Annotated in this window: 22 protein-coding genes; 16 read left to right on the forward strand and 6 right to left on the reverse strand. The window is 63.0% G+C overall.

Annotated elements, in window-relative coordinates; translation table 11 throughout:
• Positions 1-212: 212 nt before the first annotated feature.
• The gene (gene tpiA, locus DQG18_RS07220; protein ID WP_116653570.1) at positions 213-968 is read right to left on the reverse strand and encodes a triose-phosphate isomerase; all 756 of its coding nucleotides are present in this window, start codon (positions 966-968) and stop codon (positions 213-215) included.
• A gap of 125 nt (positions 969-1,093) precedes the next feature.
• On the opposite strand from tpiA, the gene DQG18_RS07225 reads away from it, so the two are divergent.
• From DQG18_RS07225 to lexA, 14 genes are all read left to right on the forward strand, one after another.
• On the forward strand, positions 1,094-3,007 hold the full coding sequence (locus DQG18_RS07225) for a peptidylprolyl isomerase (protein WP_116653571.1): 1,914 nt from the start codon (positions 1,094-1,096) through the stop codon (positions 3,005-3,007).
• An 8-nt stretch (positions 3,008-3,015) separates the two neighbouring features.
• Positions 3,016-4,521 (forward strand): anthranilate synthase component I, encoded by a 1,506-nt coding sequence (gene trpE, locus DQG18_RS07230; RefSeq protein ID WP_116653572.1) that lies wholly within the window; start codon positions 3,016-3,018, stop codon positions 4,519-4,521.
• The gene (locus tag DQG18_RS07235) at positions 4,521-5,117 is read left to right on the forward strand and encodes an anthranilate synthase component II (RefSeq protein WP_116653573.1); all 597 of its coding nucleotides are present in this window, start codon (positions 4,521-4,523) and stop codon (positions 5,115-5,117) included. Before trpE ends, DQG18_RS07235 begins: the two co-directional genes overlap by 1 nt.
• A gap of 12 nt (positions 5,118-5,129) precedes the next feature.
• Positions 5,130-6,146, forward strand: coding sequence for an anthranilate phosphoribosyltransferase (gene trpD, locus DQG18_RS07240; protein ID WP_116653574.1), 1,017 nt, complete (start codon positions 5,130-5,132; stop codon positions 6,144-6,146).
• Positions 6,143-6,943 carry an indole-3-glycerol phosphate synthase TrpC gene (trpC, locus tag DQG18_RS07245; protein WP_116653575.1) on the forward strand — a complete coding sequence of 267 codons (801 nt, stop codon included), beginning with the start codon at positions 6,143-6,145 and terminating at the stop codon, positions 6,941-6,943. The genes trpD and trpC overlap by 4 nt, the downstream gene beginning before the upstream one ends.
• On the forward strand, positions 6,936-7,418 hold the full coding sequence (gene moaC / locus DQG18_RS07250; protein WP_116653576.1) for a cyclic pyranopterin monophosphate synthase MoaC: 483 nt from the start codon (positions 6,936-6,938) through the stop codon (positions 7,416-7,418). Before trpC ends, moaC begins: the two co-directional genes overlap by 8 nt.
• Positions 7,418-8,617 carry a molybdopterin molybdotransferase MoeA gene (locus tag DQG18_RS07255; RefSeq protein ID WP_116653577.1) on the forward strand — a complete coding sequence of 400 codons (1,200 nt, stop codon included), beginning with the start codon at positions 7,418-7,420 and terminating at the stop codon, positions 8,615-8,617. The genes moaC and DQG18_RS07255 overlap by 1 nt, the downstream gene beginning before the upstream one ends.
• A 277-nt stretch (positions 8,618-8,894) precedes the next feature.
• On the forward strand, positions 8,895-11,834 hold the full coding sequence (locus DQG18_RS07260) for a monovalent cation/H+ antiporter subunit A (RefSeq protein ID WP_116653578.1): 2,940 nt from the start codon (positions 8,895-8,897) through the stop codon (positions 11,832-11,834).
• A complete protein-coding gene (locus DQG18_RS07265) occupies positions 11,834-12,178 on the forward strand; it encodes a Na+/H+ antiporter subunit C (RefSeq protein ID WP_116653579.1) in 345 nt (114 codons plus the stop codon). The genes DQG18_RS07260 and DQG18_RS07265 overlap by 1 nt, the downstream gene beginning before the upstream one ends.
• The gene (locus tag DQG18_RS07270; RefSeq protein ID WP_116653580.1) at positions 12,175-13,815 is read left to right on the forward strand and encodes a monovalent cation/H+ antiporter subunit D; all 1,641 of its coding nucleotides are present in this window, start codon (positions 12,175-12,177) and stop codon (positions 13,813-13,815) included. Before DQG18_RS07265 ends, DQG18_RS07270 begins: the two co-directional genes overlap by 4 nt.
• Positions 13,812-14,300: a Na+/H+ antiporter subunit E gene (locus tag DQG18_RS07275; RefSeq protein WP_198669713.1), complete on the forward strand. Its 489-nt coding sequence runs from the start codon at positions 13,812-13,814 to the stop codon at positions 14,298-14,300. Before DQG18_RS07270 ends, DQG18_RS07275 begins: the two co-directional genes overlap by 4 nt.
• Positions 14,297-14,578, forward strand: coding sequence for a K+/H+ antiporter subunit F (locus DQG18_RS07280; protein WP_116653582.1), 282 nt, complete (start codon positions 14,297-14,299; stop codon positions 14,576-14,578). The genes DQG18_RS07275 and DQG18_RS07280 overlap by 4 nt, the downstream gene beginning before the upstream one ends.
• On the forward strand, positions 14,575-14,934 hold the full coding sequence (mnhG, locus tag DQG18_RS07285; protein ID WP_116653583.1) for a monovalent cation/H(+) antiporter subunit G: 360 nt from the start codon (positions 14,575-14,577) through the stop codon (positions 14,932-14,934). The genes DQG18_RS07280 and mnhG overlap by 4 nt, the downstream gene beginning before the upstream one ends.
• A gap of 93 nt (positions 14,935-15,027) precedes the next feature.
• On the forward strand, positions 15,028-15,735 hold the full coding sequence (gene lexA, locus DQG18_RS07290; RefSeq protein WP_116653584.1) for a transcriptional repressor LexA: 708 nt from the start codon (positions 15,028-15,030) through the stop codon (positions 15,733-15,735).
• Here lexA and DQG18_RS07295 read toward each other — a convergent pair.
• Complete coding sequence (locus DQG18_RS07295; RefSeq protein ID WP_198669698.1) at positions 15,729-17,807, reverse strand: ComEC/Rec2 family competence protein; 2,079 nt, start codon at positions 17,805-17,807, stop codon at positions 15,729-15,731. The two genes, lexA and DQG18_RS07295, sit on opposite strands and share 7 nt — an antisense overlap.
• A 118-nt stretch (positions 17,808-17,925) precedes the next feature.
• On the opposite strand from DQG18_RS07295, the gene gltX reads away from it, so the two are divergent.
• Both gltX and gltA read left to right on the forward strand, forming a co-directional pair.
• Entirely contained in the window at positions 17,926-19,350 is a 1,425-nt protein-coding gene (gltX, locus tag DQG18_RS07300; protein WP_116653586.1) for a glutamate--tRNA ligase, read from the forward strand.
• A gap of 259 nt (positions 19,351-19,609) precedes the next feature.
• A complete protein-coding gene (gene gltA, locus DQG18_RS07305; RefSeq protein WP_116653587.1) occupies positions 19,610-20,899 on the forward strand; it encodes a citrate synthase in 1,290 nt (429 codons plus the stop codon).
• Here the strand turns inward: gltA and DQG18_RS07310 are convergent.
• Genes DQG18_RS07310 through fabZ form a run of 4 tightly spaced genes read right to left on the reverse strand, consistent with a single transcriptional unit; the run spans position 20,875 to position 24,110 of the window.
• Positions 20,875-22,011, reverse strand: a complete 1,137-nt coding sequence (locus tag DQG18_RS07310; RefSeq protein WP_116653588.1) for a lipid-A-disaccharide synthase — start codon at positions 22,009-22,011, stop codon at positions 20,875-20,877. The genes gltA and DQG18_RS07310 overlap by 25 nt on opposite strands.
• Positions 22,004-22,831, reverse strand: coding sequence for an LpxI family protein (locus DQG18_RS07315; protein WP_116653589.1), 828 nt, complete (start codon positions 22,829-22,831; stop codon positions 22,004-22,006). Before DQG18_RS07315 ends, DQG18_RS07310 begins: the two co-directional genes overlap by 8 nt.
• On the reverse strand, positions 22,828-23,634 hold the full coding sequence (gene lpxA, locus DQG18_RS07320; protein WP_116653590.1) for an acyl-ACP--UDP-N-acetylglucosamine O-acyltransferase: 807 nt from the start codon (positions 23,632-23,634) through the stop codon (positions 22,828-22,830). Before lpxA ends, DQG18_RS07315 begins: the two co-directional genes overlap by 4 nt.
• Positions 23,631-24,110, reverse strand: coding sequence for a 3-hydroxyacyl-ACP dehydratase FabZ (gene fabZ, locus DQG18_RS07325; RefSeq protein ID WP_425454220.1), 480 nt, complete (start codon positions 24,108-24,110; stop codon positions 23,631-23,633). Before fabZ ends, lpxA begins: the two co-directional genes overlap by 4 nt.
• Between the last annotated feature and the right edge of the window lie 4 nt (positions 24,111-24,114).

Here is a 24,114-nt window from a genome sequence, read left to right on the forward strand (position 1 = left end):
CGCGGTTCTACACGCAAAGATTGAATATGGCCAGATGGGAGATTGGGTTTTTTGACTGCTTTGTCGTTCCTGGAGACATCGCTGTCCCCCTCACCCCCAACCCCTCTCCCACGAGGGGAGAGGGGGGCTCAAGGGCCGATACATCCACAGGGTTTCCCTTCTCCCCTCGTGGGAGAAGGTGGATCGCCCGAAGGGCGAGACGGATGAGGGGGCTACGATGCTGCGACAATCGCGAAAAAATCATCCGCCTTCAGACTCGCGCCACCCACCAGCGCGCCATCGACGTTCGGAACACTAAGGATTTCCTCGGCATTGGACGGCTTGACCGATCCGCCATAGAGAATGCGTGCTGCCGCCCCAGCCTCCCCGAAACGCTCAACGAGCAATTGCCGGATATGGGCGTGCATGTCGGCAATGTCGGCGATGGTCGGCGTCTTGCCGGTGCCGATGGCCCAGACGGGCTCGTAGGCGATGATGATTTCAGTGCCATCGCCATAATCCGGCAAGGACGATGCGAACTGGTCGGCGACCACGCGATTCGCGCTGCCCGCTTCCCGCTCGGCCTCGGTTTCGCCCACACAGATTACCGGGATCAGCCCTGCCCCCAGCGCCACGTCCGCCTTGGCGCGCACATCGGCGCTGGTTTCGCCGTGGTCGGTGCGCCGCTCGGAGTGGCCGACAATGACATGGGTCGCGCCGGCGTCGGTCAGCATCTGTGCGCTGATATCGCCGGTGTGGGCCCCCGATGCCGCCGCGTGGCAATCCTGCCCGCCGACCGCGATGGCGCTGCCGGAGGCGGTTTCGGATGCGCGATGGAGAAGCGTTGCGGGCGGACAGATAAGGATATCGGCCCTGGCCGCGCCACTATCGGCGACGAGGTTCCGGAGGCGCGAGATCTCCGCGAGCGCGGCACCCGTGCCGTTCATTTTCCAGTTGCCGGCGATCAGTGGCCGCTTGTCCGTGCTCATCGTGTCTCCCTGATTGCGCTTGCGCAGTCCATGTCAATGTCTTAACCCGGCTCGCGAACGTGCCTTGCGAGCCGGAATGGACCTTGTCTATTATGCGCCCGCCTCAAAAGCCATAGGCCGGCGCTTTGGACGAAAGCATCGGCCACACCTCGATCGAATGGGACAACATGCTCGACAATATGCGTAATTTCGGCCGGAGCTGGGTCGCAAAGATTTTTCTTGCCGTGGTCGTCCTGGCCGTCGCGGGGTTCGGCCTGCCGAGCATCTTTCTCGATCTCAACGCCAATACGGTGGCGCGGGTGGGCGACCAGAACGTCACCGCACGCGAATTCGATCGCATCTATCGCAGCCGGCTGAACCAGTTCGCCGCCCAGACGGGCATGTCGCCCACCGCGCAGCAGGCGCTGGCCTTCGGACTGCCCAACGCAACGCTGGCGCAACTGGCCAACGACGCGGCGCTGGAAACGCTGGCCCAGCGGCTTTCGCTCGGCGCTTCCGAGGACAAGCTCGCCGAACTGGTCCGCCGCGACCCGTCCTTTGCGGGCGCGCTGGGCGCGTTTGACCGCACGGCTTTCATCACGGTACTGCGGCAGGCGGGGTATACGGAGAGCGAATATCTCAATCTCCAGCGCAAGGCGGCCAAGCGCGAGCAGGTCGGCATGATGCTCGATGGCGTGCGCATGCCGCAATTTGCCGCCGATCTCGCCAATTCCTACGAGAACGAGCGCCGGGTGATCGAATATATCGAGCTCAACCCGATGTTTTTCACGAGCGTCGAGGAGCCTTCCGAGAGCGATCTTTCGCAGTTCTTTGCTGAAAATCAGGAGCGCTTCCGCACCGAGGAAACCCGTGTCGTCCGCCTCCTGCCCCTGACGCCCGAGGCACTGGCGGCGGGCGTCGAGATCACCGACGCCCAGATCGAAGCCGAATATGAGCGCACGGCGGCCAGCTATACCACGGTCGAGCAGCGCCGCATCAGCCAGCTTCTGCTCAACGCCCCCGAAACGCTGGCGCTGTTCGAGGCCGGGCTGGCCGAGGGGCGCGACTTTGCCGAACTGACGCTCGAAGCGGGCGTCGAAACCGATGTCAGCCCGCTGGGGCTGTTCGCCCAAACGCAACTGACCGATGCCGCACTGGCGCAAGCCGCCTTCTCGCTTCCCGAAGGCGGTTTCGCCATTATCCCCGGCGCGCTGGGGCAGCGGGCCATCTGGGTTTCCGAAATCATCGAAGGCGGGCAGCAGCCGCTCGAAGCGGTGCGCGACCGGATCGAGCAGAATTTGCGCCTCGCCGCGGGACGCGACGAACTGCTCACGGCATACGATGCGATCGAGGAGGCCCGCGCGGCCTTCCAGCCGATCGACGATGTCGCCGCCGGATACGGGCTTGAGATCCACGAGATCGGGCTGACCCGTTCGGGTGCCGCGCTCGAGAACATCGAGACCATCCCGCCCACCGCCCGCGAAACGGTCGTCAACCAGATATTCTCGGCATCCCAGGACGCGACCTTCACGCCCGCAATCAGCCTGGGCTCGAACCGCGCGGTCTTTTTCGAGCTGCTTTCGGTGGAACCCGAGCGCGACCAGACGCTGGACGAAGTGCGCGACGAGGTGATCGCCGCCTGGCAGGACCTCCAGACAGACAACGCCATCCTCACCGCCGCCGAGGACATGGTGGCCCAGCTTGATGCGGGCGGCGACATACTTACCGTTGCCATGGACAGCGGGGGCATTCCACAAGTCTCGCAGCCCTTTGGCCGCACCGGATCGACCGATGGCATCATCGGCCCCGAAGTTGCGCGCGCCGCCTTTATCGGGGGCGAAGGGACGGCGGGTTATCTCCAGACCCCCGAGGGCGATGTGATCGTCTTCCAGGTGAGTTCGGTGACTCCCGCGCCAGCGGGCGGGACGTCCGAAGTCGCCGCGATGATGCAGAACACCTTTGCCGACCAGGTGTTTTCCGGGTTCGTTGAAGGACTGCGGCAGGATATGCCCATCCGGATCAACCAGGAAACGCTCAACCGCCTGATCGGGCTCGAATAGGACAGAAGATGGATTCGGGGTTCAACGCGTTTGCCGCGGCCTATGATGCGGGAAAAGGTCAGGTGATCTATCGGCGCGTCGTCGCCGATCTTGAAACTCCGGTGGGAACCTATCTCAAGCTGGCGGCGGACCGGACCCACACATTCCTGCTCGAATCGGTCGAGGGCGGCGCCACCAAGGGGCGCTACTCGATCATCGGGCTCGAACCGGACCTGTTGTGGCGCGTCGTCGACGGGCGCGCGGAAATCAACCGCAAGGCGGCGCTCGACAGGGATGCCTTCGCTCCCGTTCCGGGCGCGCCGCTCGATACGCTCAAGGCGCTGATCGCGGAAAGCCGGATCGACATGCCCCCGGCCCTGCCCGCGAACTCGGCCGGTGTCTTCGGGTATCTCGGTTACGACATGGTGCGGTTCATGGAAGAACTGCCCGACGCCAACCCCGATACCATCGGAGTGCCCGACGCGATCATGATGCGTCCGTCCATGCTGGCGGTGTTCGATTCCCTCAGGGACGAACTTTATCTCTCTGCGCCCGTCTATCCTCGCGAGGGCGTGAGCGCGCGGCAGGCCCATGAGGCCGCGCAGAGCCGGATCGAGGGCGCCATCGCGCGTCTCGAGCGCCCCCTTCCCCGTTCGGGCGATATTCCCGACCTCGAAAAGATCGAGGTGACCAGCAACACCTCGCGCGACGAGTATTCCGCGATGGTCGAGAAGGCACAGGACTATATCGCGGCGGGAGACATCTTCCAGGTGGTGCTGAGCCAGCGGTTCTCCGCCGATTTCACCCTGCCCCCGACCGCGCTCTACCGGGCGCTGCGGCGCACCAATCCATCGCCATATATGTATTTTCTCGATTTCGGCGGCTTCGCGGTTGCCGGGTCGAGCCCGGAAATCCTCGTGCGCGTCGATGAGGGCGAGGTCACCATCCGCCCGATTGCCGGCACCCGCAAGCGCGGCGCGACGCCCGAGCGCGACAGGGAACTGGCCGAAGAGCTGCTGGCGGACCCCAAGGAGCTGTCCGAGCATCTGATGCTGCTCGATCTGGGGCGCAACGATGTGGGGCGGGTCGCCAAGGTGGGGACCGTCAGGGTCACCGACAGGTTCTTCCTCGAATATTATTCCCACGTCATGCACATCGTCTCCAACGTCGTGGGTGAACTCGATCCGAAATACGATTTCATCGACGCCCTTTCGGCGGGATTCCCCGCAGGCACCGTGTCCGGTGCCCCCAAGGTACGGGCCATGGAGATCATCGACGAACTCGAAAAGGCGCGGCGCGGGGTCTATGCCGGATGCGTCGGCTATTTCGGCGCGGACGGGCGGATGGATACCTGTATCGTGCTGCGCACCGCCTTGCTCAAGGACGGCAAGCTTTACGTGCAGGCAGGCGCCGGGATCGTCGCGGACTCCAAGCCCGAACTCGAACAGCTCGAATGCGAGAACAAGGCGCGGGCCCTTTTCAGCGCCGCCGAAGAAGCGCTACGCTACGCGGGCGAAGCGAAAGTTGGGCAGTGATGCGCGTTCTCGTCATCGATAACTACGACAGTTTCACCTACAACCTCGTCCACTATATCGGAGAGCTTGGGGCCGACACCGAGGTCGTGCGCAACGACAGGATCACGCTCGACGAGATCGCCGCGAAGGCGCCCGATGCCATCGTCATTTCGCCCGGTCCGGCAACGCCCGACCAGGCGGGCATCTGCCTTTCGCTGGTCGAGCGTTTTTCGGGCGAAATCCCGCTGTTCGGCGTTTGCCTGGGGCTACAGGCGATGGGGCAGGCTTTTGGCGGCAAGGTGGTCCGCGCGGCCAGCCCCATGCACGGCAAGGTGTCGGTCATCACCCACGACGGGCGCGGCGTGTTCAAGGGCATCAACGGGCAGTTCGAGGCAACGCGCTACCACTCGCTGGTCCTCGATGAAAAGGCGCTGCCCGGCGTTCTCGCGGTGACGGCCCGGTCCGAGGATGGGCAGATCATGGGAATCGAGCATAGCAAGTTGCCGGTGCATGGCGTGCAGTTCCACCCCGAAAGCATCGCTTCGGAAAATGGCCACGCCATCTTGCAGAACTTTTTGAACATCGCAAAAGACTTCAATCGCGACAAAGCCGCCTGAGGAGTAGCCCGCATGGACATCAAATCGGCCCTCAACCGTATCGCGCAGGGCAAGGATCTTACGGGCACCGAAATGCGGGAGGTGATGGAAACCATCATGTCCGGCGAGGCGACGCCTTCCCAGATCGGTGCGTTCCTGATGGGCATGCGGGTCAAGGGCGAGACGGTGGGCGAGATCGCGGCGGCGGTTTCGATCATGCGGCGCAAGATGGTGCCGGTCGAAGCGCCGGAAGATGCCATCGATATCGTGGGGACGGGCGGGGACGGCGCGGGAACGCTCAACATCTCGACCGGCGCGTCGCTGGTCGTCGCGGGGACCGGCGTGCCGGTCGCCAAGCACGGCAACCGCGCGCTCTCCTCGAAATCCGGGTCGGCGGAAGCATTGCAGGCGCTGGGCATCCGGCTCGATCTTTCGCCCGAGGAAATCTCAAGCTGTATCGCCCAGGCCGGCATCGGCTTCATGTTCGCGCCCAGCCACCATCCGGCGATGAAGCATGTGGGGCCCACGCGCATGGAAATGGGCACGCGAACGATGTTCAATCTGCTCGGCCCGCAGGCCAACCCTGCCGGGGTCCGGCGCTACGTGCTGGGCGTTTTCGACGTTGAATGGGTGGAGCCCGTGGCAGCCGCGCTGCTGGCCAACCAGGCAAAATCGGCCTGGGTCGTTCATGGCGACAGCGGGCTGGACGAGCTTTCGACCACCGGGCCGTCCTTCGTTTCCCAGATCAAGGACGGGAACCTGACCGCGTTCGAGGTTACGCCAGAAGAGGCCGGTTTGCCGCGCGCCACGCTCGGCGACATCGTTGGCGGGGACCCCGAGCACAATGCTGGCGAGTTGCGCAAGCTGCTCGACGGGGTAAAGGGCCCCTATCGCGACATCGTGCTGCTCAATGCCGCCGCCGCGTTCATCGTGGCCGACAAGGTCGAGACGCTGAAGGAAGGCGTGGCGCTCGGCGCGGAGACGATCGACAGCGGCAAGGCAAAGGCTACGCTCGACAAGCTCGTCAAGGTTTCGGGGGGCGCGGCATGACGGACATCCTGCGTCGGATCGAAGCCTATAAGCGCGACGAAATCGAGGCGGCAAAAGCTGCCCGGCCATGGGCCGAAGTGGCCGCCGCCGCCCACGACCAGACGCCGCCGCGCGGGTTCGTCAACGCGCTCAGGGCAAAGCGTGCCGAAGGCAGGTTCGGCCTTATCGCCGAGATCAAGAAGGCCAGTCCCTCCAAGGGCCTGATCCGCGAGGATTTCAACCCGCCTCTATTGGCGAAAGCCTATGAGGACGGCGGAGCGGCGTGCCTTTCGGTGCTGACCGATGCGCCGAGCTTTCAGGGACGCCCGGAGTTTCTGAGGCAGGCGCGCGATGTGGTGAACCTGCCCGCGCTGCGCAAGGATTTCCTGTTCGAGACCTATCAGGTGGCCGAGGCCCGCGCCTGGGGCGCCGACTGCATCCTCATCATCCTGGCCTCGGTCGATGATGAGGGCGCGCGCTACCTGCTCGATGCCGCCGATGAATGGGGCATGGACGCGCTGGTCGAGGTGCATGATGCGTCTGAAATGGAGCGGGCGCTGGAACTGGGCGCGCAGTTCATCGGCATCAACAACCGCGACCTGCGCACGTTCGAGGTTTCGCTCGATACCACGATCGCGCTGGCGAAAATGGTGCCCGAGGACAGGCTTCTGGTTTCGGAGAGCGGCATCTTCACCCATGACGATCTCACTCATCTCGAACGCACGGCAGGCGTTGGCACCTTCCTTGTCGGGGAAAGCCTGATGCGGCAGGCGGATGTGGCGGCGGCGACCCGGGCGCTGCTTTTCGGCCATGGCTGACCCGCTCACCCATCTCGACGAGAAGGGCGCGGCGCGCATCGTCGATATCTCGGGCAAGCCGGACACCAGACGGGTCGCCATTGCCGGGGCCGAGCTTCACGCGACGGCTGAAATCGTCGAGGCTATTCTCGGCGGCGATCTCAAGAAGGGCGATGCGGTTGCCGTGGCGCGGGTGGCGGGGATCATGGCCGCCAAGAAAACCGCCGAACTCGTTCCGCTCTGCCATCCAATCGCGATCTCAAAGGTCGCCATCGAGATCGAAAAGGGCACGGAAGCGCATGTCATCGCCATCCGCGCACAGGTCGAAACCACCGGCCCCACGGGCGTCGAGATGGAAGCGCTGACTGCCGCCTCGGTCACGGCCCTGACCCTTTACGACATGGGCAAGGCGCTGGACAAATCCATGACCATCACCAATGTCCGGTTGCTGGAAAAATCAGGCGGCAAGTCCGGCGACTTCCGGCGGGATACGTAATGCTGCTACCGGTCGATGAGGCTCTGGCGCGGATCATGGCCGCGATTTCGCCCAAGGGTTGCGAGAGTGTGGCGCTCGACGCCGCCGCTGGCCGTGTGCTGGCCGCACCGGTGCCGGCGAGCACCGACAACCCTCCCTTCGATGCAAGCGCAATGGACGGCTACGCCGTTCGCGCCGAGGATGTACACGAGGGGGCGGTACTGCGCCAGATTGGGGTATCGCAGGCGGGGGAAGCCTTTGCCGGTACGGTGAGCAAGGGGGTCTGCGCGCGCATCTTCACCGGTGCGCCGATGCCCGAGGGGGCCGACACCGTCATTATGCAGGAACAGACGATGGCGGATGGCGATGCCATCACCTTTCTGGCCGACAGCGTTCCGGGCAAGAATGTGCGCCCGCGCGGGCATGATTTCCGCACCGGCGACATTCTCGTTGCTGCGGGCGCCCGTCTTTCGCCCAATCACATCGCGCTCATTGCAGCCGCCAACCATGCAAGCGTTACGGTGACACAGGCGCCGCACATCGCCATCATGGCGACGGGCGATGAACTGGTGCCGCCCGGCTCACCCCTGCCCATGGGCAGGATCGTGGGCTCGAACAGCTTTGGCCTTGGCTCACTGTTTGCCCCTTATGCTGCGGGTATAGCCGATCTGGGAATCATCCCCGACGACATGGGTATCCTCAACCGGGCCATAGGCGCGGCGCTCGATAATGCGCCCGACGTTCTCGTCACCACGGGCGGGGCGAGCGTGGGCGAGCACGATCTGGTGCAGGATGCGCTCAAGGCAAATGGCGTCGAGATCGATTTCTGGCGCATCGCGATGCGGCCGGGCAAGCCGCTGATGTTCGGGCGCAAAGACAAGACCATCGTCTTCGGGCTGCCAGGCAATCCCGTATCCGCGCTGGTGACAGCCACCGTTTTCGTCCTGCCCGCGATCCGCGCCATGCTGGGCGAGACGCCCCCTGCCCGCCTCACGATGCCGCTCGCCTCTCCCCTGCCCGCCAACGGGCCGCGCCGGCATTTCATCCGGGCCTTCCGCACCCCGGCCGAAAACGGTGTGACCGGGGTTGCGCCTATCGGAGAAACCGACAGCGGGCACCTCTCCTCTCTGGCGAAATCGGACTGCCTCATCGTTCAGCGCGAACATGACGAGGGCCGGATGGCGGGCGCCCCCGTGGAAGTGATCGAGCTGGCGCGGTAGACGCCGCAAAATCTGAAAAATCAGCAGGCCGGGGCGTTGACGCACGGTCACGGCCCACTTAACAAATATGGAAGTCTCACTGAGGTTCTGTGCCGCTTCCGCGCGGGTCACGAAGACCGTTGCGATGCTCCGTCTTTCGGACGGCCATCGGAGATGGCCTGAAGCGACGTTCATCGGTAACCGAGGTTTTGACAAGCCCGCCGCTCTCTACGACGATTTACGGCAGAATCGTGTGTAGGAACGTCCACCCAGGCCGCCCCGGGTCCGAAATCGGTACATGGATAAATATTTTGCGCTTGTTCTGATTGTCGCCCTGCCCTTCGCGGCTTCGCTGATGCTGGCGGTCTTTACACGTATTTCGCGCGATATGTCCGCATGGATCACCATGGGCGTCGCGCTGGTAGGGCTGGTAATGGCCCTTTTTCTTTATCCGCAGATCACTGAAGGGCAGGTGCTGGCCCGCAAGTTCGAGTGGATTCCCAGCATCGGGCTGGACGTCATCGTCCGAATGGATGGCTTTACCTGGCTGTTCACCGTGCTGGTCACCGGGATCGGGGCGCTGGTGGCGCTTTATGCACGCTATTACATGTCGCCAGAGGATCCGGTGCGCCGGTTCTTTTCATTCCTGCTCGCCTTCATGGGCGCCATGCTGGGAACGATCCTGTCGGGCAACGTCATCCAGCTCGTGATCTTCTGGGAGATCACAGGGCTCTTCTCGTTCCTCCTGATCGGATACTGGTATCACAATGCCGCCGCGCGCGATGGCGCGCGCATGGCCCTGACCATCACGGCGGCGGGCGGGCTGGCCCTCATGGCGGGCATGCTGCTGCTGGGCCATGTCGCGGGAAGTTATGAACTCGACAAGATCGTCGAGGCCGGCACCGCCATCCGCGATAACGGGCTCTACCACGTTGCGCTCGTCCTTATCCTGTTAGGCGCGTTGACCAAGAGTGCGCAGTTTCCGTTCCAGTTCTGGTTGCCCAACGCCATGGCCGCGCCGACGCCGGTTTCGGCCTATCTGCACTCGGCAACCATGGTCAAGCTCGGCGTGTTCCTGCTCGTCCTGCTCTGGCCGGTGATGTCGGGAACCGATATCTGGTTCTGGGTGGTCGGCTCGGCCGGGCTCATCACGTTCGTGATCGGGGCCTATTCGGCGATCTTTCAGCAAGACCTCAAGGGTCTGCTGGCTTATTCCACGATCAGTCATCTGGGGCTCATCACGCTATTGCTGGGCATCGGGAGTCCGCTGGCCGCCGTTGCGGCGGTCTTTCACATCGTCAACCACGCGACCTTCAAGGCGTCGCTGTTCATGGCGGCGGGGATCATCGACCACGAGACGGGCACCCGCGACCTGAGACGCCTATCGGGCCTGTTCAAATACATGCCCATCACGGCGACCGCTGCCATGGTCGCAAGCGCGGCGATGGCGGGGGTGCCGCTGCTCAACGGGTTCTTGTCCAAGGAGATGTTTTTCGCCGAAACGGTGGAGACTCATACCGGAAGCCTCCTCGACCAGTCCCTGCCCTATTTCGCGACGCTGGGCGGGCTGTTCTCGGTCGTCTATTCGATCCGCTTCATTCATGGCGTGTTCTTCGGCCCCGCCCCCGTAGATCTCCCGCACCAGCCGCACGAGCCTCCACGCTGGATGCGCGTGCCAATAGAACTCCTGGTCCTCATGTGCCTTATCGTGGGGATCATCCCCGGGCTGACCATCGGCCCCTTCCTCCATACCGCGGTGCTGGCCGTGCTCGGCGAGCAGACTCCCTACTACTCCCTTTCGGTCTGGCACGGCTTCACCCTTCCCCTTCTCATGAGCATCATTGCGCTGGTGGGCGGCATCGTCGTCTATTTCGCCATCCGTCGGCTCGCCATGACCATGGACGGCCCGCCGGTGGTCAGGCATCTGAAGGGACAACGCATTTTCGAGCGGATCATGGTGGCCATATCCTGGAGGCTGGCCAACCGGCTCGAGGGCGTTCTGGGCACGCGACGCCTGCAACCCCAGATCAGCCTCCTGATCCTGACGGTACTGGCCGCCGGATTCGCCGTCACGACGCGATTCGACCTCCAGGGTTTTGCCCTCCCCTCCATCGAGTTCGACTTGCCATTTACGATCATCTGGATCGTGGGGGCGGGCTGTGCGGTCGGCGCGGCCCATCAGGCCAAATATCACCGGTTCGTCGCGCTTGTGCTGATGAGCGGCGCAGGACTGGTGACCGTGATGACCTTTGCGTGGTTCTCAGCGCCGGACCTCGCGATCACGCAGCTTCTGGTCGAGATCGTGACGACCGTCCTGATCCTGCTCGGGCTGCGCTGGATGCCGTTGCGCGTGCCCGACATCTACAAGGATTTCCATTGGCCGGTCGAGGTCAAGATCAGGCGCTCGCGTGATTTCCTCATCGCCGTGGTCTCGGGCATCTCCATCGCAGTCATCGCATTTTTCATATTGACCCGGGACGTGGCCGATACGGTCGGAACCGCATTCCTCGAACTGGCCTATCCCGAGGGTGGCGGCACCAATGTGGTCAACGTGATCCTCGTCGACTTTCGCGGATTCGATACGTTCGGCGAGATCGTAGTGCTGGCCATCGTGGCGCTTTCGGTCTTTGCCCTTCTGCGCCGCTTTCGCCCCGCGCCCGAAAGCATGGAGCGGCCCGAGCAGCAACGCCGGATCATCGAGCGTTACGGCCGCAGTCATGATCTCGACGGCGATGCGACAGGCGGCCGTTACACGGCGACAGCCGGGCTCATTATGCACTGGATGTTCCCGGTGATCATCGTGCTCGCAGCCTACCTCTTTTTCAGGGGACACGACCTGCCCGGCGGCGGGTTTGCCGCAGGGATAGCAATGTCGATCGCCTTTCTCGTGCAGTATATGGCGGGGGGTACGCGGTGGGTGGAAGAGCGCTTGCGGGTGCTGCCTGTGCGCTGGATTTCCTTTGGTCTGCTGATTGCGATGTTGACCGGAATGGCGGCATGGACGTTCGACTACCCGTTCCTCACGTCCTATTTCCAGTACACCGAAATCCCCTATATCGGCAAAGTGCCAACCGCTTCGGCTCTGTTTTTCGATCTGGGGGTCTTCGTGCTCGTCGTCGGCGCGACGGTGCTGATGCTGGTTGCCATCGCCCACCAGTCGATACGCCGCCCCAAGGTTCGCAGGTCCGATGCGGAGGATGAAGAAAACGGCGTCCAAGCCGGGGAGGAAGATGCGTAATGGAACTGGTCCTAGCCATCGGCATCGGTGTTCTGGCCGGATCGGGCGTCTGGCTGTTGCTGCGCCCCCGCAGTTTTCAGGTCATCATCGGCCTGTCGCTGCTTTCCTATGCCGTCAACCTCTTCATCTTCGCGATGGGACGGCTGGGGACCGGGCTCCCTCCGGTCGTTGATCCCGCGGCGCCGATTGATCCAACCGCCTTCACCGACCCCTTGCCACAGGCACTGGTGCTGACCGCCATCGTCATCGGTTTCGGCATGACGGCACTGTTTCTCGTCGTCCTGATCGTCTCACGAGGGTTGACCGGTACCGACCATGTGGATGGAAGGGAGCCCGAGCAATGAACGGAATCCTGACCCATCTCGTCATTCTCCCGGTCATTGTTCCACTGATCGTCGCCGCATTGCTCCTGCTGTTCCGCGACCAGCGCAGGGCGGTCAAGGCCTTCGTCACCTTTGCAACGATGCTTGCCCTGCTCGCCATTTCCCTTACGCTGCTCGTGATGACCGCCAACGGCGCGAGCGATGGATGGGTCGGCGTCTATCTCCTGGGCAACTGGTCGCCGGTTTTCGGGATCGTCCTCGTGGCCGACCGCGCCGCTGCCGTGATGATAACGCTCACCTCCATGCTGGGCGCGGCCACGATCAGTTTTGCCGCTGCCAAATGGAACGGGGCGGGTCCCCATTTCCACAGCCTGTTCCTGTTTCTCATCACGGGCGTCAATGGCGCATTCCTGACGGGAGACCTTTTCAACCTCTTCGTCTTTTTCGAGATCATGCTGGCGGCATCCTACGGCCTGTTGCTGCACGGGTCGAGCATAGCAAAGGTGCGTTCGGGGCTTCAGTATATCGCCATGAACCTCATCGCCTCTTCGGTGTTTCTCATCGGTGTAAGCCTGATCTACGGAGTGACCGGAACGCTCAATATGGCCGAACTGGCGTTGCGGGTACCCATGGTTCAGGACGCGGACCGGATGCTGCTCGAAATCGGGGCGGCAACGCTGGGCACCGCGTTTCTGCTCAAGGCGGGGATGTGGCCCCTATCCTTCTGGCTGGTGCCGGCCTACACGGCGGCGGCATCGCCGGTCGCAGCCGTATTCGCTATTCTCTCGAAAGTAGGCATCTATATCGTCTGGCGGCTGTCGCTGCTGATCTTCGGTCTCGACACCGGCCCTTCGGGCGGGCTTGCCCAGAACTGGCTGCTGATCGGGGGGCTCGTGACGCTGGTTTTCGGCTCGGTGGGCGTTCTTGCTTCACAGGGCCTGCCGCGTCTCACGGCTTATTCGGTGCTCGTTTCGACGGGAACCATGCTGGTCGCCATCGGGATCGGCGGCGTGCCGGTTGCAGCGGGCGCATTTTACTATCTGGTCGGCTCAACCCTGGCGCTCTCGGCGCTCTTCATGCTGGTCGAATTGATCGAGCGGGGCAGGATGGCGGGTGCCGACGTGCTCGCCGTCACCATGGAAGCCTTTGGCTTCGAGGACGAAGACGTGTTGCCCGATGAAGACGAGGTGGGTATTCCGATCCCCGGTACGCTGGCCCTGCTCGGGGTCAACTTCATCATCTGCGCGCTGTTGATTGCGGGCCAGCCGCCGCTCTCGGGCTTCATTGCCAAATTCGCCATTCTGAGCGGCATCATCGGCGTGCAGGCGGGCGGTGCGGGCACGCAGATCGCCGGCGCCGACTGGGCGGCGGTGGCGCTCCTGATCATTTCGGGGCTAGCGGTGCTGATCGCGATGCTCCGCAGCGGCATCAACATCTTCTGGGCGACGCGAGAGGACATGACCCCAAGGATCGGGCTTGTCGAGATCGTTCCGATCACTGTGCTCATCGTTTCATGCGTCGCGCTGACAGTCTTTGCCGGCCCGGCCATGACCTATTTCGAGGCGACCGCGGCCGAACTCCACAATCCGGTCGGCTATATCCAGAGCGTCATCAACACGGTGCCCGCACCCTATCCGGGACGAGGGGGAGGCCTGTGAACCGCGTATTTCCCCATCCCGTGCTCTCGCTCGGGCTCCTTGTCATCTGGCTGATCCTTCAGCAGTCGCTGTCGCCCGGCAATATCGTGTTGGGCGCCATCATCGCCATTGGCGCAGGTGCCGCGACCGGGGCGCTGGCCCTGACGAGGCCGAAACTCAAGAAACCCTGGCTCGTGCCGGTGCTTTTCGTTGTCGTCACAATCGACATCATCCGCTCGAACGTTGCAGTGGCGTGGCTCATCCTCACCCAGGGCTCGGGGCCCGGGACCGCGCGATTTCTCGAAATTCCCCTCGAGTTGCGCGATCCGAACGGGCTCGTCTTCCTGTCCATGATCATCACCTCCACGCCCGGCACGGTCTGGGTGGAACATGATCAGCAAGCCAATACCCTCTTGCTCCACATTCTGGATGTGATCGACGAACAGGAGTGGATAGACACCATCAAAGGCCGCTACGAGCGGCTGATTCTGGAGATATTGGCATGAGTGTCGCGCTGCTCGAATGGTCGGTGCTGGTCGCCCAGCTCCTGCTCGGCATCGCCATGATCTGCACCATGTGGCGCATGATTGTGGGACCCAGGGCCCAGGATCGCGTTCTGGCGCTCGATGCCTTTTACGTCACCGCGATGCTCATGCTCGTGACGCTCGGCATGCGCACCAATATCACGCTTTATTTCGAGATCGCGCTCATCATCGCCCTGCTCGGCTTTGCCGGCACGGTGGCGCTGGGCAAGTTCCTCTTGCGCGGGGAGGTCATCGAATGAGCGAACTTCCCCTCTGGGCGGCAGTACCAGTTGCCATGCTGGTGGTAGCCGGCGGGTTGCTCACCTTGCTAGGCTGCATCGGGCTCGTGCGTTTTCAGTCGTTTTATGCACGCATCCACGCACCGACCCTGGGCACGAGCTTTGGCATGATCTTCGTCTCGTTGGCATCGATCATCTATTTTTCGGTCACCGGGATGCGGTTTGCATCGCACGAACTGCTTCTGATCGTCTTTGTGACGATCACCACCCCGGCAACCCTGATGCTTCTTGCCCGAGCCGCGCTGCACCGGGACCGCGCCGAAGGCAGGTCCGACGTGCCGCTCCCCCGCTCCATGAGACAGAACGAGGATACCTGATCCCCGTTTCGACGGGCTTGCGGAACATTTAAAGAACACGTATAAGAGTTCAGCCTTTGTTCCGATTCTTGCCGCCTGGAAGGGGACCCGCGCATGCTCACGCGAAAGCAACACGATCTGTTGATGTTCATCCATGAGCGGATGAAGGAAAGCGGCATTCCGCCCTCTTTCGATGAAATGAAGGAGGCGCTGGATCTCAAGTCCAAATCGGGCATTCATCGTCTCATTACCGCGCTCGAGGAGCGTGGCTTCATCCGCCGCCTGCCCAACAGGGCGCGGGCGCTCGAGGTGATCAAGCTTCCCGATTCGATGAACCCCTCATTGGGCGGGCGCCGGGCGCGGTTCGAGCCCAGCGTCATTGAGGGCAATCTGGGCAAAATACCTCCGCATGCCGCCGGTGCGGACAATGATGCAGGCCACTCGGTAGCGATTCCCGTCATGGGGCGGATTGCGGCGGGCGTGCCGATCGAGGCGATCCAGACCCATTCGCACACCATTTCGGTCCCCCCCGAAATGCTGGGCGGCGGCGAGCATTTTGCGCTCGAAGTGCGGGGCGACTCGATGGTCGATGCAGGCATTTTCGATGGTGATACCGTGCTGATCAAGAAGCAGGATACCGCCGGAAACGGCGAGATCATCGTCGCGCTGGTCGATGACGAGGAAGCCACCCTCAAGCGCCTGCGCCGCAAGGGTGAGACCATTGCGCTCGAAGCGGCCAATCCTGCTTATGAGACCCGCATCTTCCGGCCCGACCGGGTAAAGGTTCAAGGCCGGCTCGTGGGGCTGATGCGCCGTTATTGATCCTTGACGCTGCGCCACGGGCGGCCGGCATCGTTTATGGCGGCGCGGATGGTAAAGGTCTCTGTCTCGGGGTGCCAATAGAGCGCCTGAACGCCACCCGAAGACAGATCGGTGCTGTCGATGACGGTGGTTGCCGCCCGGCACGCCTGCGGAACGGGAAAGCGGGCGATGACCAGATCGGCAAGGCTGCAGTCTTCAGCAAGGACCGCGGGCGAGAGGGCCAGCGTGACGCTGTAGCCCCTGCTCGATGTGAGGATGCAGCCGGTACTGTCGCAGCCGGTATCCTCGTGGCGGGGCCCCACGGGCTCCATGTAGCGTTCAGACCAGACATTGGTGGCAAAGGTATTGAGGCGGCCCGCCAACAGCGAAAGTCCATCCTCATGCCGGACGGCAACGGCCTGGGTCGAATCGGCGATCAGCACATCGGGCGAAGGTTCGGTGCAGAAAAGAAATATCAACGGCACGGCGAGTACCGGACCGACAAGCCTCATCCGGCTTTGGTAGAAGGCCAGCCAGGCCAGCGCGCCGAGACAGACGGCGAGCGCGGAGGGCGCCAGCAGCGGGCTGGGATCGAACCCGCCGCTCAAGACACCGACAAGGTGCGCGATCCACAGCATCGCCTCGATGCTCCATCCCATGACGATGAGGAGCGGTGCCTCGAGCCCGAAGGGCGCGAGCAGCATGGCAAAGAGCGCCGAGGGCATCATCACGAAACTCACGAGCGGGGTGGCGAGCAGGTTGCCCAGAACTCCGAAGGGTGCGGTTTGCTGGAAGTGAAAGGCCGTGAACATCAGCGTGGCACCACCGGCAACGAGGCTGGTCATGGTCACATCGACGATCATCGCGACGGCGCGGTTGCGCTGTTTCCTGCTGCCTTCGCGCTTGTGCCGCGCAAGCTCGAACGCCGCGATCAGCGCCACGACTGCGGCAAAGGACAACTGATAACTGGCACGAAAAACACTTGCCGGGTCCATAAGGGCCAGAACGAGACCGGCCAGCGCAACGTTGCGCATGGTCAGCGCCTGCCGCCCGGCGATCACCGCGCCAAAGACCAGCACCAGCATGATCGTCGAACGTATGGCCGGGATCTGCAGCCCCGAAATCAACATGTAGCCGATGGCGATGACGATACCGCCCGCCGCCGCGATCTTTTTTTCCGGCAGCCGCTGCCCGATCTCGGGCACGAGGCTGAAAATCACCCTGATGGTGACGTACATGGTTCCCGCCGCAAGGGTCAGATGAAGACCGGACACCGAAAGCACATGAGCAAGCCCCACAAGCGCCATGGTCGCCCAATCCTCTTCGGTGACGCGGCTCTGGTCGCCATTGATCAGCGCCATCGCAATGCCGCCGATATTGGGCTTGAGCACGGCAAGGATACGATCGGCGATGGCTTTGCGGATATGTTCGATGAGCCGATAGACTCCACCCTCCTTCGCGGGGATAACAAGGGGCTCACCCAGGATCGAGCCATAGGCGCCGATCCCGGCAAAATAGCCGGTGAACTGCGCATCGTACCCGCCGGGAAGAACGGGCGCGGGCACAGGATAGAACCGGACGCGGCTCTCTATGACATCGCCGGGCTGAACGGCAACACCACCCGGCGCGGCCAGACGCGCGCGGCGTACGCCGGGATCGTCGCGATCATCCGTGGCGCTGATGGAAGACACCAGCCAGCGCTGTGCCTCACCGTCATCGAAAACGACACTGTCGAGGCGCATCTCATAGTACCCATATTTGGGCGTGTTGAGCATGGCTGTGCCGAACAGCGCGCTGTGAACCGGCAGCGCGGCAAAGCCGATTGCGGCTGCAACGAGCGGGAGCGCCCATGCGCGTGAACGCATTGCCACGGCCAGCAGCACGGCCAGCAAGGCGCCAACGGCAACATACTGGCTGGCTGGCTCGAACCCGACAATGCGGTACACGATGATCCCGGCGACGAGCGCAAACGGCAAAAGAATAAAGGTCCGCCGCTGTTCGATGCAGTCGAGCGTTTCGGAATGCAGCACGTTCCAGCCCGAGAGAATGGGCGCAAATCCGCGCAGGAGCCAGCGGGCAAGACGGGTCCTCACCTGTCTTGCGCGGACCCTGTACCGCGGTGCCGCCCCCTCGGTCATGCCGCCCTGCCCTTGCGCTTGACGGGCGCTATGGTACACACGGGGCCACAATTTCTCCAAGCGGTATCATCGTATGTCCAGGCCTGTCGTCACACGCTTTGCCCCCTCGCCCACCGGTTATCTCCATATCGGCGGCGCCCGCACCGCACTGTTCAACTGGGCCTTCGCCAGAAAGACCGGCGGCACGATGCTGCTCAGGATCGAGGATACCGACCGCGAGCGCTCGACCGACGCTGCGGTCACGGCGATCCTTGACGGGTTGAGTTGGCTGGGGCTTGGCTGGGACGGCGAGCCGATTTCCCAGGTCGCACGCGCCGGGCGGCACGCGGAAGTTGCTCGCGAACTGCTCGACAAGGGCCTTGCCTATCGTTGCTATTGCACACCGAACGAGTTGACCCAGATGCGCGAGAAGGCCCGTGCCGAGGGACGCCCGCCGCGTTATGACGGGCGCTGGCGCGACCGCGACGCCTCGGAAGCCCCCGCCGGCGTCGACCCGGTCATCCGCATCAAGGCCCCGCAATCTGGCGATATCGTCGTCAGGGATCACGTTCAGGGCGAGGTCGTCTTCAAGGCCGAGAACCTCGACGATTTCATCATCCTGCGCTCGGACGGCACGCCCACCTACATGCACGCGGTCGTCGTCGACGATCACGATATGGGCGTCACCCACATCATCCGGGGCGATGATCACCTGACAAACGCGGCTCGGCAGATCGTGATTTACCGCGCCATGGGCTGGGACGTACCCGAGATGGCCCATATCCCGCTCATCCACGGGCCGGACGGCGCCAAGCTGTCGAAGCGGCACGGAGCCATGGGCGTCGAAGCCTACCGCCAGCTTGGCTACCTGCCCGAAGCATTGCGCAATTACCTTGCGCGGCTGGGCTGGGCGCATGGCGACGACGAGATTTTTTCCACCAGCCAGATGGTCGAGTGGTTCTCGCTCGAGGCGCTCAACAAGGGGGCATCGCGTTTCGATTTTGCCAAGCTCGACAACCTCAACGGCCATTATATCCGCGCTACCGATCCCGCGCGGCTTTATGAAGTGATGGTCAATACCGCGTCCGAGCTTGGGCGCAACGCCGATTATGCGGGGCTCTTCAACAATCACGATACCGTGCTCGCCGCAATCCCCGAGTTGCAGCCCCGGGCCAAGACCGTGCTCGACCTGATTGACCTCGCTCAGTTCATCTACGCCGAACGCCCGCTCACAATCGAGGACAAGGCGGCCCAACTTTTGACCCCCGAGGCGCTGGCGCATCTCGAAGCGCTCAGGGCTCGGTTCGAGGCGCTTTCCCAATGGACAGTGGAAGCGATCGATGCGGATGTGCGCGCTTATGCCGAAAACGTGGGAGCAAAGTTGGGAAAGATCGCCCAGCCCCTGCGTGCCGCGCTGACCGGACGCACGGTGAGCCCGGGGATATTCGAGGTCATGGTACTGATCGGCAAGGATGAAAGTCTGGCCCGCATCGGCGATGCAGGCAGAGGAAAGCGCTGAACGATCTGCCGCCGGATGGAATCAAGCATAAGGCCCAAGCCTTTGATTTACAGCATTTTTGCATCGAACAAGCGACACTCGCCGGTTCAAAAATGCTCTAATCCATTCGTCTTACCTATACGTCAAGCACGATGACGCAGTTGCGCGGCCATGCTAAATCGGCTACCGAAGTGCGGCATTTTTAAGTATTGGGAAACGTGCTCATTGCGGGCCGCGCGTCATTGCGCATGCGGCTATGCATAACTCGGGAGAATACTGCATGAGCGAGACAACAGCGAAACTCACCCTGGGCGACCAGACCTACGAGTTCCCGGTTCTCAGTGGGACGGTTGGGCCAGATGTCATCGACATTCGCTCGCTCTATGCCAAGACCGGTCTTTTCACCTACGATCCCGGCTTCACCTCGACCGCGGCCTGCGACAGCGCCATCACCTATATCGACGGGGACGCGGGCGAACTGCTTTATCGCGGCTATCCCATCGACCAGCTCGCCGCCAAAAGCTCCTATCTCGAAGTCTGCTATCTGCTGCTTTACGGCGAATTGCCGACCAGGGCGGAACTGGCCGATTTCGACAATCGGGTGACACGCCACACCATGGTGCACGAGCAGATGCACTATTTCTTCCGCGGCTTCCGGCGCGACGCCCACCCGATGGCGGTGCTGACCGGCGTTGTCGGCGCCATGGCCGCTTTCTATCACGACTCCACGGATATCAACGATCCCGTCCAGCGCGAGATCGCCTCCATCCGCATGATCGCCAAGATCCCGACGCTGGCCGCCATGGCCTATAAATATTCGGTCGGCCAGCCCTTCGTCTATCCGCGCAACGATCTCGATTACGCCTCGAACTTCCTGCACATGTGCTTTGCGGTTCCGGCCGAGGAATACAAGGTCGATCCCGTCGTCGCCAAGGCGATGGACCGCATCTTCACGCTCCATGCCGACCACGAGCAGAACGCCTCGACCTCGACGGTGCGCCTGTCGGGATCTTCGGACGCCAATCCGTTTGCCTGCATCGCTGCGGGCGTTGCGTGCCTTTGGGGGCCCGCACATGGCGGGGCGAACGAGGCCGCGCTCAACATGCTGCGCGAGATCGGCACGGTGGATCGCATCCCCGAATTCATCGAACGCGCCAAGAACAAGGACGACCCGTTCCGCCTGATGGGCTTCGGGCACCGGGTCTATAAGAATTACGACCCCCGCGCCGCCGTGATGCAGGAATCGGCGCGCGAGGTGCTCAGCCTCATGGGCGTCGAGAACAACCCCACGCTCCAGGTGGCACAGGCGCTCGAAAAGATCGCGCTCGAAGACCCCTATTTCGTCGAACGCAAGCTCTATCCCAACGTCGATTTCTATTCGGGCATCATCCTCGATGCCATCGGGTTCCCGACCTCGATGTTCACGGCGATCTTCGCGCTCAGCCGCACGGTGGGCTGGATCGCCCAGTGGAAGGAAATGATCGGCGATCCGCAGAAAAAGATCGGCCGTCCGCGCCAGCTCTATAACGGCGCGACCAGCCGCGACTATGTGGAGATCGGCGCGCGCTGAACCAGCGCGGCAATCCTTTGAGCAGGATCGTGAAGGGGCGCTTCGGGCGCCCCTTTTTGCATCAGCGCCCTGATATCGGCAAAAGCCGCAACCTGGGAGTGACGGGTTGCCGGATCGTCGAGCAATTGCCTGAGGGCCGCTTCGGTCTTCGCGGGATCGGCATGTTTTGCGAACAGCACTTCAGGAACGATCTCGCGCCCGGCGATGATATTGGGGAGGCCGATGTGGCGTGTAGCGGCTTTTTCAAAGATGCGCACCTGGGCGGGTTCGGCAATGTAGGTGAGGACGTGCGGCACGCCGGCAAGGGCCAGCTCAAGCGTTACCGTGCCGCTGACCGCAAACCCGGCAACCGCTTCCCCGAGGGCTGCAATGCGGTTGCTCTCTCCGCTCACCACCTCGACACGGACCGGCCAGTCCGCCGTCTCGCGGACGAGGCGCGCATGCAGCGACGAGAGCGTGGGGATCACGAAACGGGAAATGGCGGGATGCCCGTCGAGCCGGGCCGCGACGCTGGCCATCAAGGGAAGATGGCGGCGTAATTCACCCGGCCGGCTTCCCGGAAAAAGCAGCAACGGTCCGCGCGCCGGCTGATGCTCGCGGAATGCGAAGCGCTCCAGCGCGGGGTGGCCGACATAGACGGTCGGCGGGCCGCCCAGCCGCGTCATGGCCTGCGGCTCGAACGGAAGAACACAGAACACCTCGTCGTAAAGCGGCGCGATTTTTTTTGCCCGCTGGGGGTTCCAGGCCCACACGGCAGGCGCTACATAAAGGACGATGCGGCCGCGATAGCCTTTTTTCCTGAGGCGCGTGGCGATCACCTGCGAGAAGACCTGCGCATCGATGAGGATGACGATGGCGGGGTTTTCATCAAGGATGTGCCGGACGACCTGCCGGGCGCGCCAGAGCAGCAAAGGCAGGCGCGCGATGACATCGGCATAACCCATCACCGCGAGATCATCGATAGGGAAAAGCGAGGAGAGCCCCTGCCCCGCCATGGCCTCCCCTCCGACCCCGGTGAAGATGAAACCGGCTTCTTTTTCCAGCCGCTGCATCAACGCGCCGCCTATGCGGTCGCCCGATGCTTCCCCGGCCAGGATAAAGGCCCTAGCCATTGTCCACCCGGATGCCCATGATCGCGATGCCCGCGCGGTTGGCGGCGGAGATCAGGTCCTCACGCTCGATCAACAGCGTGTGGCCAGCCTCCACGACGATGCCGGCGATACCGGCGGCGGTTGCGTTGGTTATCGTATCGGGGCCGATGGCCGGCAGATCGATATGGACGGGCTGGCCGGGCTTGGAGGATTTGGCGAGCACCAGCCGCGCGGCGCCCTCACCGATCAGCCCATTTTTCCGGAACGCCTCGATCCGCGCGATGAGCGCGTCGGTGCCCGCGATGTCTTCGGTCGCAACGATGCGCGCGCCGGAAACCACGAGGGCCTGCCCCAGATCGAGCTCACCGGCGCGCCGGACGGCGGCAAAGGCGTGACGCATCGTCGTTTCGAGAAATTCATCGGGCTGGACCGCGCCCAGTACCCCTTCGGGGGCCAGGAGATCGGAGACGATTTCGTGCACGCCGATGAAGGGGATGCCGAGCATCTTGAGAAGCTGCCCGCCCAGTTGGGAGAGCTTGCCGTCGCCCTTGTTCTCGCGCTCGGTATCGCCTGCGAAGGCCGCCAGCGTCTCCCTGTCCCTGTCGCCCAGATGCATGGCCCCGACGGCGCAGACATGGGTTGCCTTGAAGGCGCGGATTTCCTTCAAGACCTGATCGGGGCGCGACACCTTGATCTGAAACGGCTTTTCCTCGGCCAGATCGTCGCGCGGGATGACCGAAAGAACGCGGACCTGCCATCCTGCCTCGCGGGCCGCCGCGATGGCGCGGGGCGGCAAGGCCCCTGAACCGGCGACAAGGGCGAGACGCTTTTCGGAGGTCATTCCTCGGAGCCGACCCCGTTGCGGGGCATGCAGAGCGCGCGTTCGGAGGGCTTGCGGATGAAGGTTATGATGTCCTCGACGAGCTTTTCGCCCTTGAACATCTCGGCAGCGTCCTCGATCCGCTCGCGCAGCGTGCCTTCGTTGGAAAAGATCATGCGGTAGGCGGCGCGCAGATTGTGGATTGATTCCCGGTCGAATTTACGCCGCTTGAGACCGACGAGGTTGAGCCCGCCGAGATAGGCACGGTTGCCGAGCACCGAGCCATAGGGGATGACGTCGTTTTCCACGAAGCTCATGGCGCCGACAAAGGCATGCGCGCCGATGCGAACGAACTGGTGCACCCCGCACATGCCACCGAAGCGCACATAATCGTCAACGATGCAATGGCCGGCAAGGCTGGCCTGATTGGCCATCACCACATGGTCGCCCACCAGGCAATCATGGGCGATATGGACGCCGACCATGAGCAGGCAGCTATTGCCCACGCGGGTTTCGAGGCCCCCGCCGGTCGTGCCGGGGTTGATGGTCACATACTCGCGCAGCACGCAATCCTCGCCGATGGAGATGGTGCTGTCCTCGCCCTCATATTTGAGGTCCTGGGGCTGCTGGCCGATGGAGGAAAACGGATAGAGTCTGGTGCGTGCGCCGACGGTCGTCCGGCCATCGATGGAGACATGGGAAAGCAGCACAACGCCATCGCCAAGCACGACGTTCTCGCCCACGACGCAATAAGGACCGATGGTTACGTTTTCACCGATCGTGGCGGCATCGCTGACGACGGCAGTCGGATGGATGGTGGTCACGCATTCTCCTTGACGATCATGGCGCCAATCTCCGCCTCGGCGTAAACCACGCCATCGACGATGGCCTTGGCCTCGTAACGCCCGACCGTCTTGCGGCGATGGATTTTCCGGATGTGATATTCGAGCTTGTCGCCGGGCCGTGCGGGCTTGCGGAACTTCACATTGTCGATGGTGAGCAGGTAGACGATGTGCTTGCCGCCCGACTGGTTCTCGAGATTGATGACGATCGCGCCAGCCGTCTGGGCCATGCCCTCGATGATGAGAACGCCGGGGAAGATCGGCTCGCCGGGGAAGTGCCCCTGGAACTGCGGCTCGTTATAGGTGACGTTCTTTATGCCAACGGCGGAATTATCGCCGTCAATATCGATGATCCGGTCAATCATCAGGAACGGATAGCGATGCGGGAGCGCTGCAAGGATCGCATCGATTTCCATCGTGGAAAGTTGCGCCAGTCCGGTGCCGCCATCTTCGCTCAACACA

This window comes from Pelagibacterium sediminicola, from assembly GCF_003390885.1.
In the GTDB taxonomy this organism is placed as follows: Bacteria; Pseudomonadota; Alphaproteobacteria; order Rhizobiales; family Devosiaceae; genus Pelagibacterium; species Pelagibacterium sediminicola.

Coding starts and splice junctions, on each gene's coding strand:
- tpiA (WP_116653570.1), bottom strand. CDS start 968: ATGAGCACGGACAAGCGGCCACTGATCGCCGGCAACTGGAAAATGAAC.
- trpE (WP_116653572.1), top strand. CDS start 3,016: ATGGATTCGGGGTTCAACGCGTTTGCCGCGGCCTATGATGCGGGAAAA.
- DQG18_RS07235 (WP_116653573.1), top strand. CDS start 4,521: ATGCGCGTTCTCGTCATCGATAACTACGACAGTTTCACCTACAACCTC.
- trpD (WP_116653574.1), top strand. CDS start 5,130: ATGGACATCAAATCGGCCCTCAACCGTATCGCGCAGGGCAAGGATCTT.
- trpC (WP_116653575.1), top strand. CDS start 6,143: ATGACGGACATCCTGCGTCGGATCGAAGCCTATAAGCGCGACGAAATC.
- moaC (WP_116653576.1), top strand. CDS start 6,936: ATGGCTGACCCGCTCACCCATCTCGACGAGAAGGGCGCGGCGCGCATC.
- DQG18_RS07255 (WP_116653577.1), top strand. CDS start 7,418: ATGCTGCTACCGGTCGATGAGGCTCTGGCGCGGATCATGGCCGCGATT.
- DQG18_RS07260 (WP_116653578.1), top strand. CDS start 8,895: ATGGATAAATATTTTGCGCTTGTTCTGATTGTCGCCCTGCCCTTCGCG.
- DQG18_RS07265 (WP_116653579.1), top strand. CDS start 11,834: ATGGAACTGGTCCTAGCCATCGGCATCGGTGTTCTGGCCGGATCGGGC.
- DQG18_RS07270 (WP_116653580.1), top strand. CDS start 12,175: ATGAACGGAATCCTGACCCATCTCGTCATTCTCCCGGTCATTGTTCCA.
- DQG18_RS07280 (WP_116653582.1), top strand. CDS start 14,297: ATGAGTGTCGCGCTGCTCGAATGGTCGGTGCTGGTCGCCCAGCTCCTG.
- mnhG (WP_116653583.1), top strand. CDS start 14,575: ATGAGCGAACTTCCCCTCTGGGCGGCAGTACCAGTTGCCATGCTGGTG.
- lexA (WP_116653584.1), top strand. CDS start 15,028: ATGCTCACGCGAAAGCAACACGATCTGTTGATGTTCATCCATGAGCGG.
- gltX (WP_116653586.1), top strand. CDS start 17,926: ATGTCCAGGCCTGTCGTCACACGCTTTGCCCCCTCGCCCACCGGTTAT.
- gltA (WP_116653587.1), top strand. CDS start 19,610: ATGAGCGAGACAACAGCGAAACTCACCCTGGGCGACCAGACCTACGAG.
- DQG18_RS07310 (WP_116653588.1), bottom strand. CDS start 22,011: ATGGCTAGGGCCTTTATCCTGGCCGGGGAAGCATCGGGCGACCGCATA.
- DQG18_RS07315 (WP_116653589.1), bottom strand. CDS start 22,831: ATGACCTCCGAAAAGCGTCTCGCCCTTGTCGCCGGTTCAGGGGCCTTG.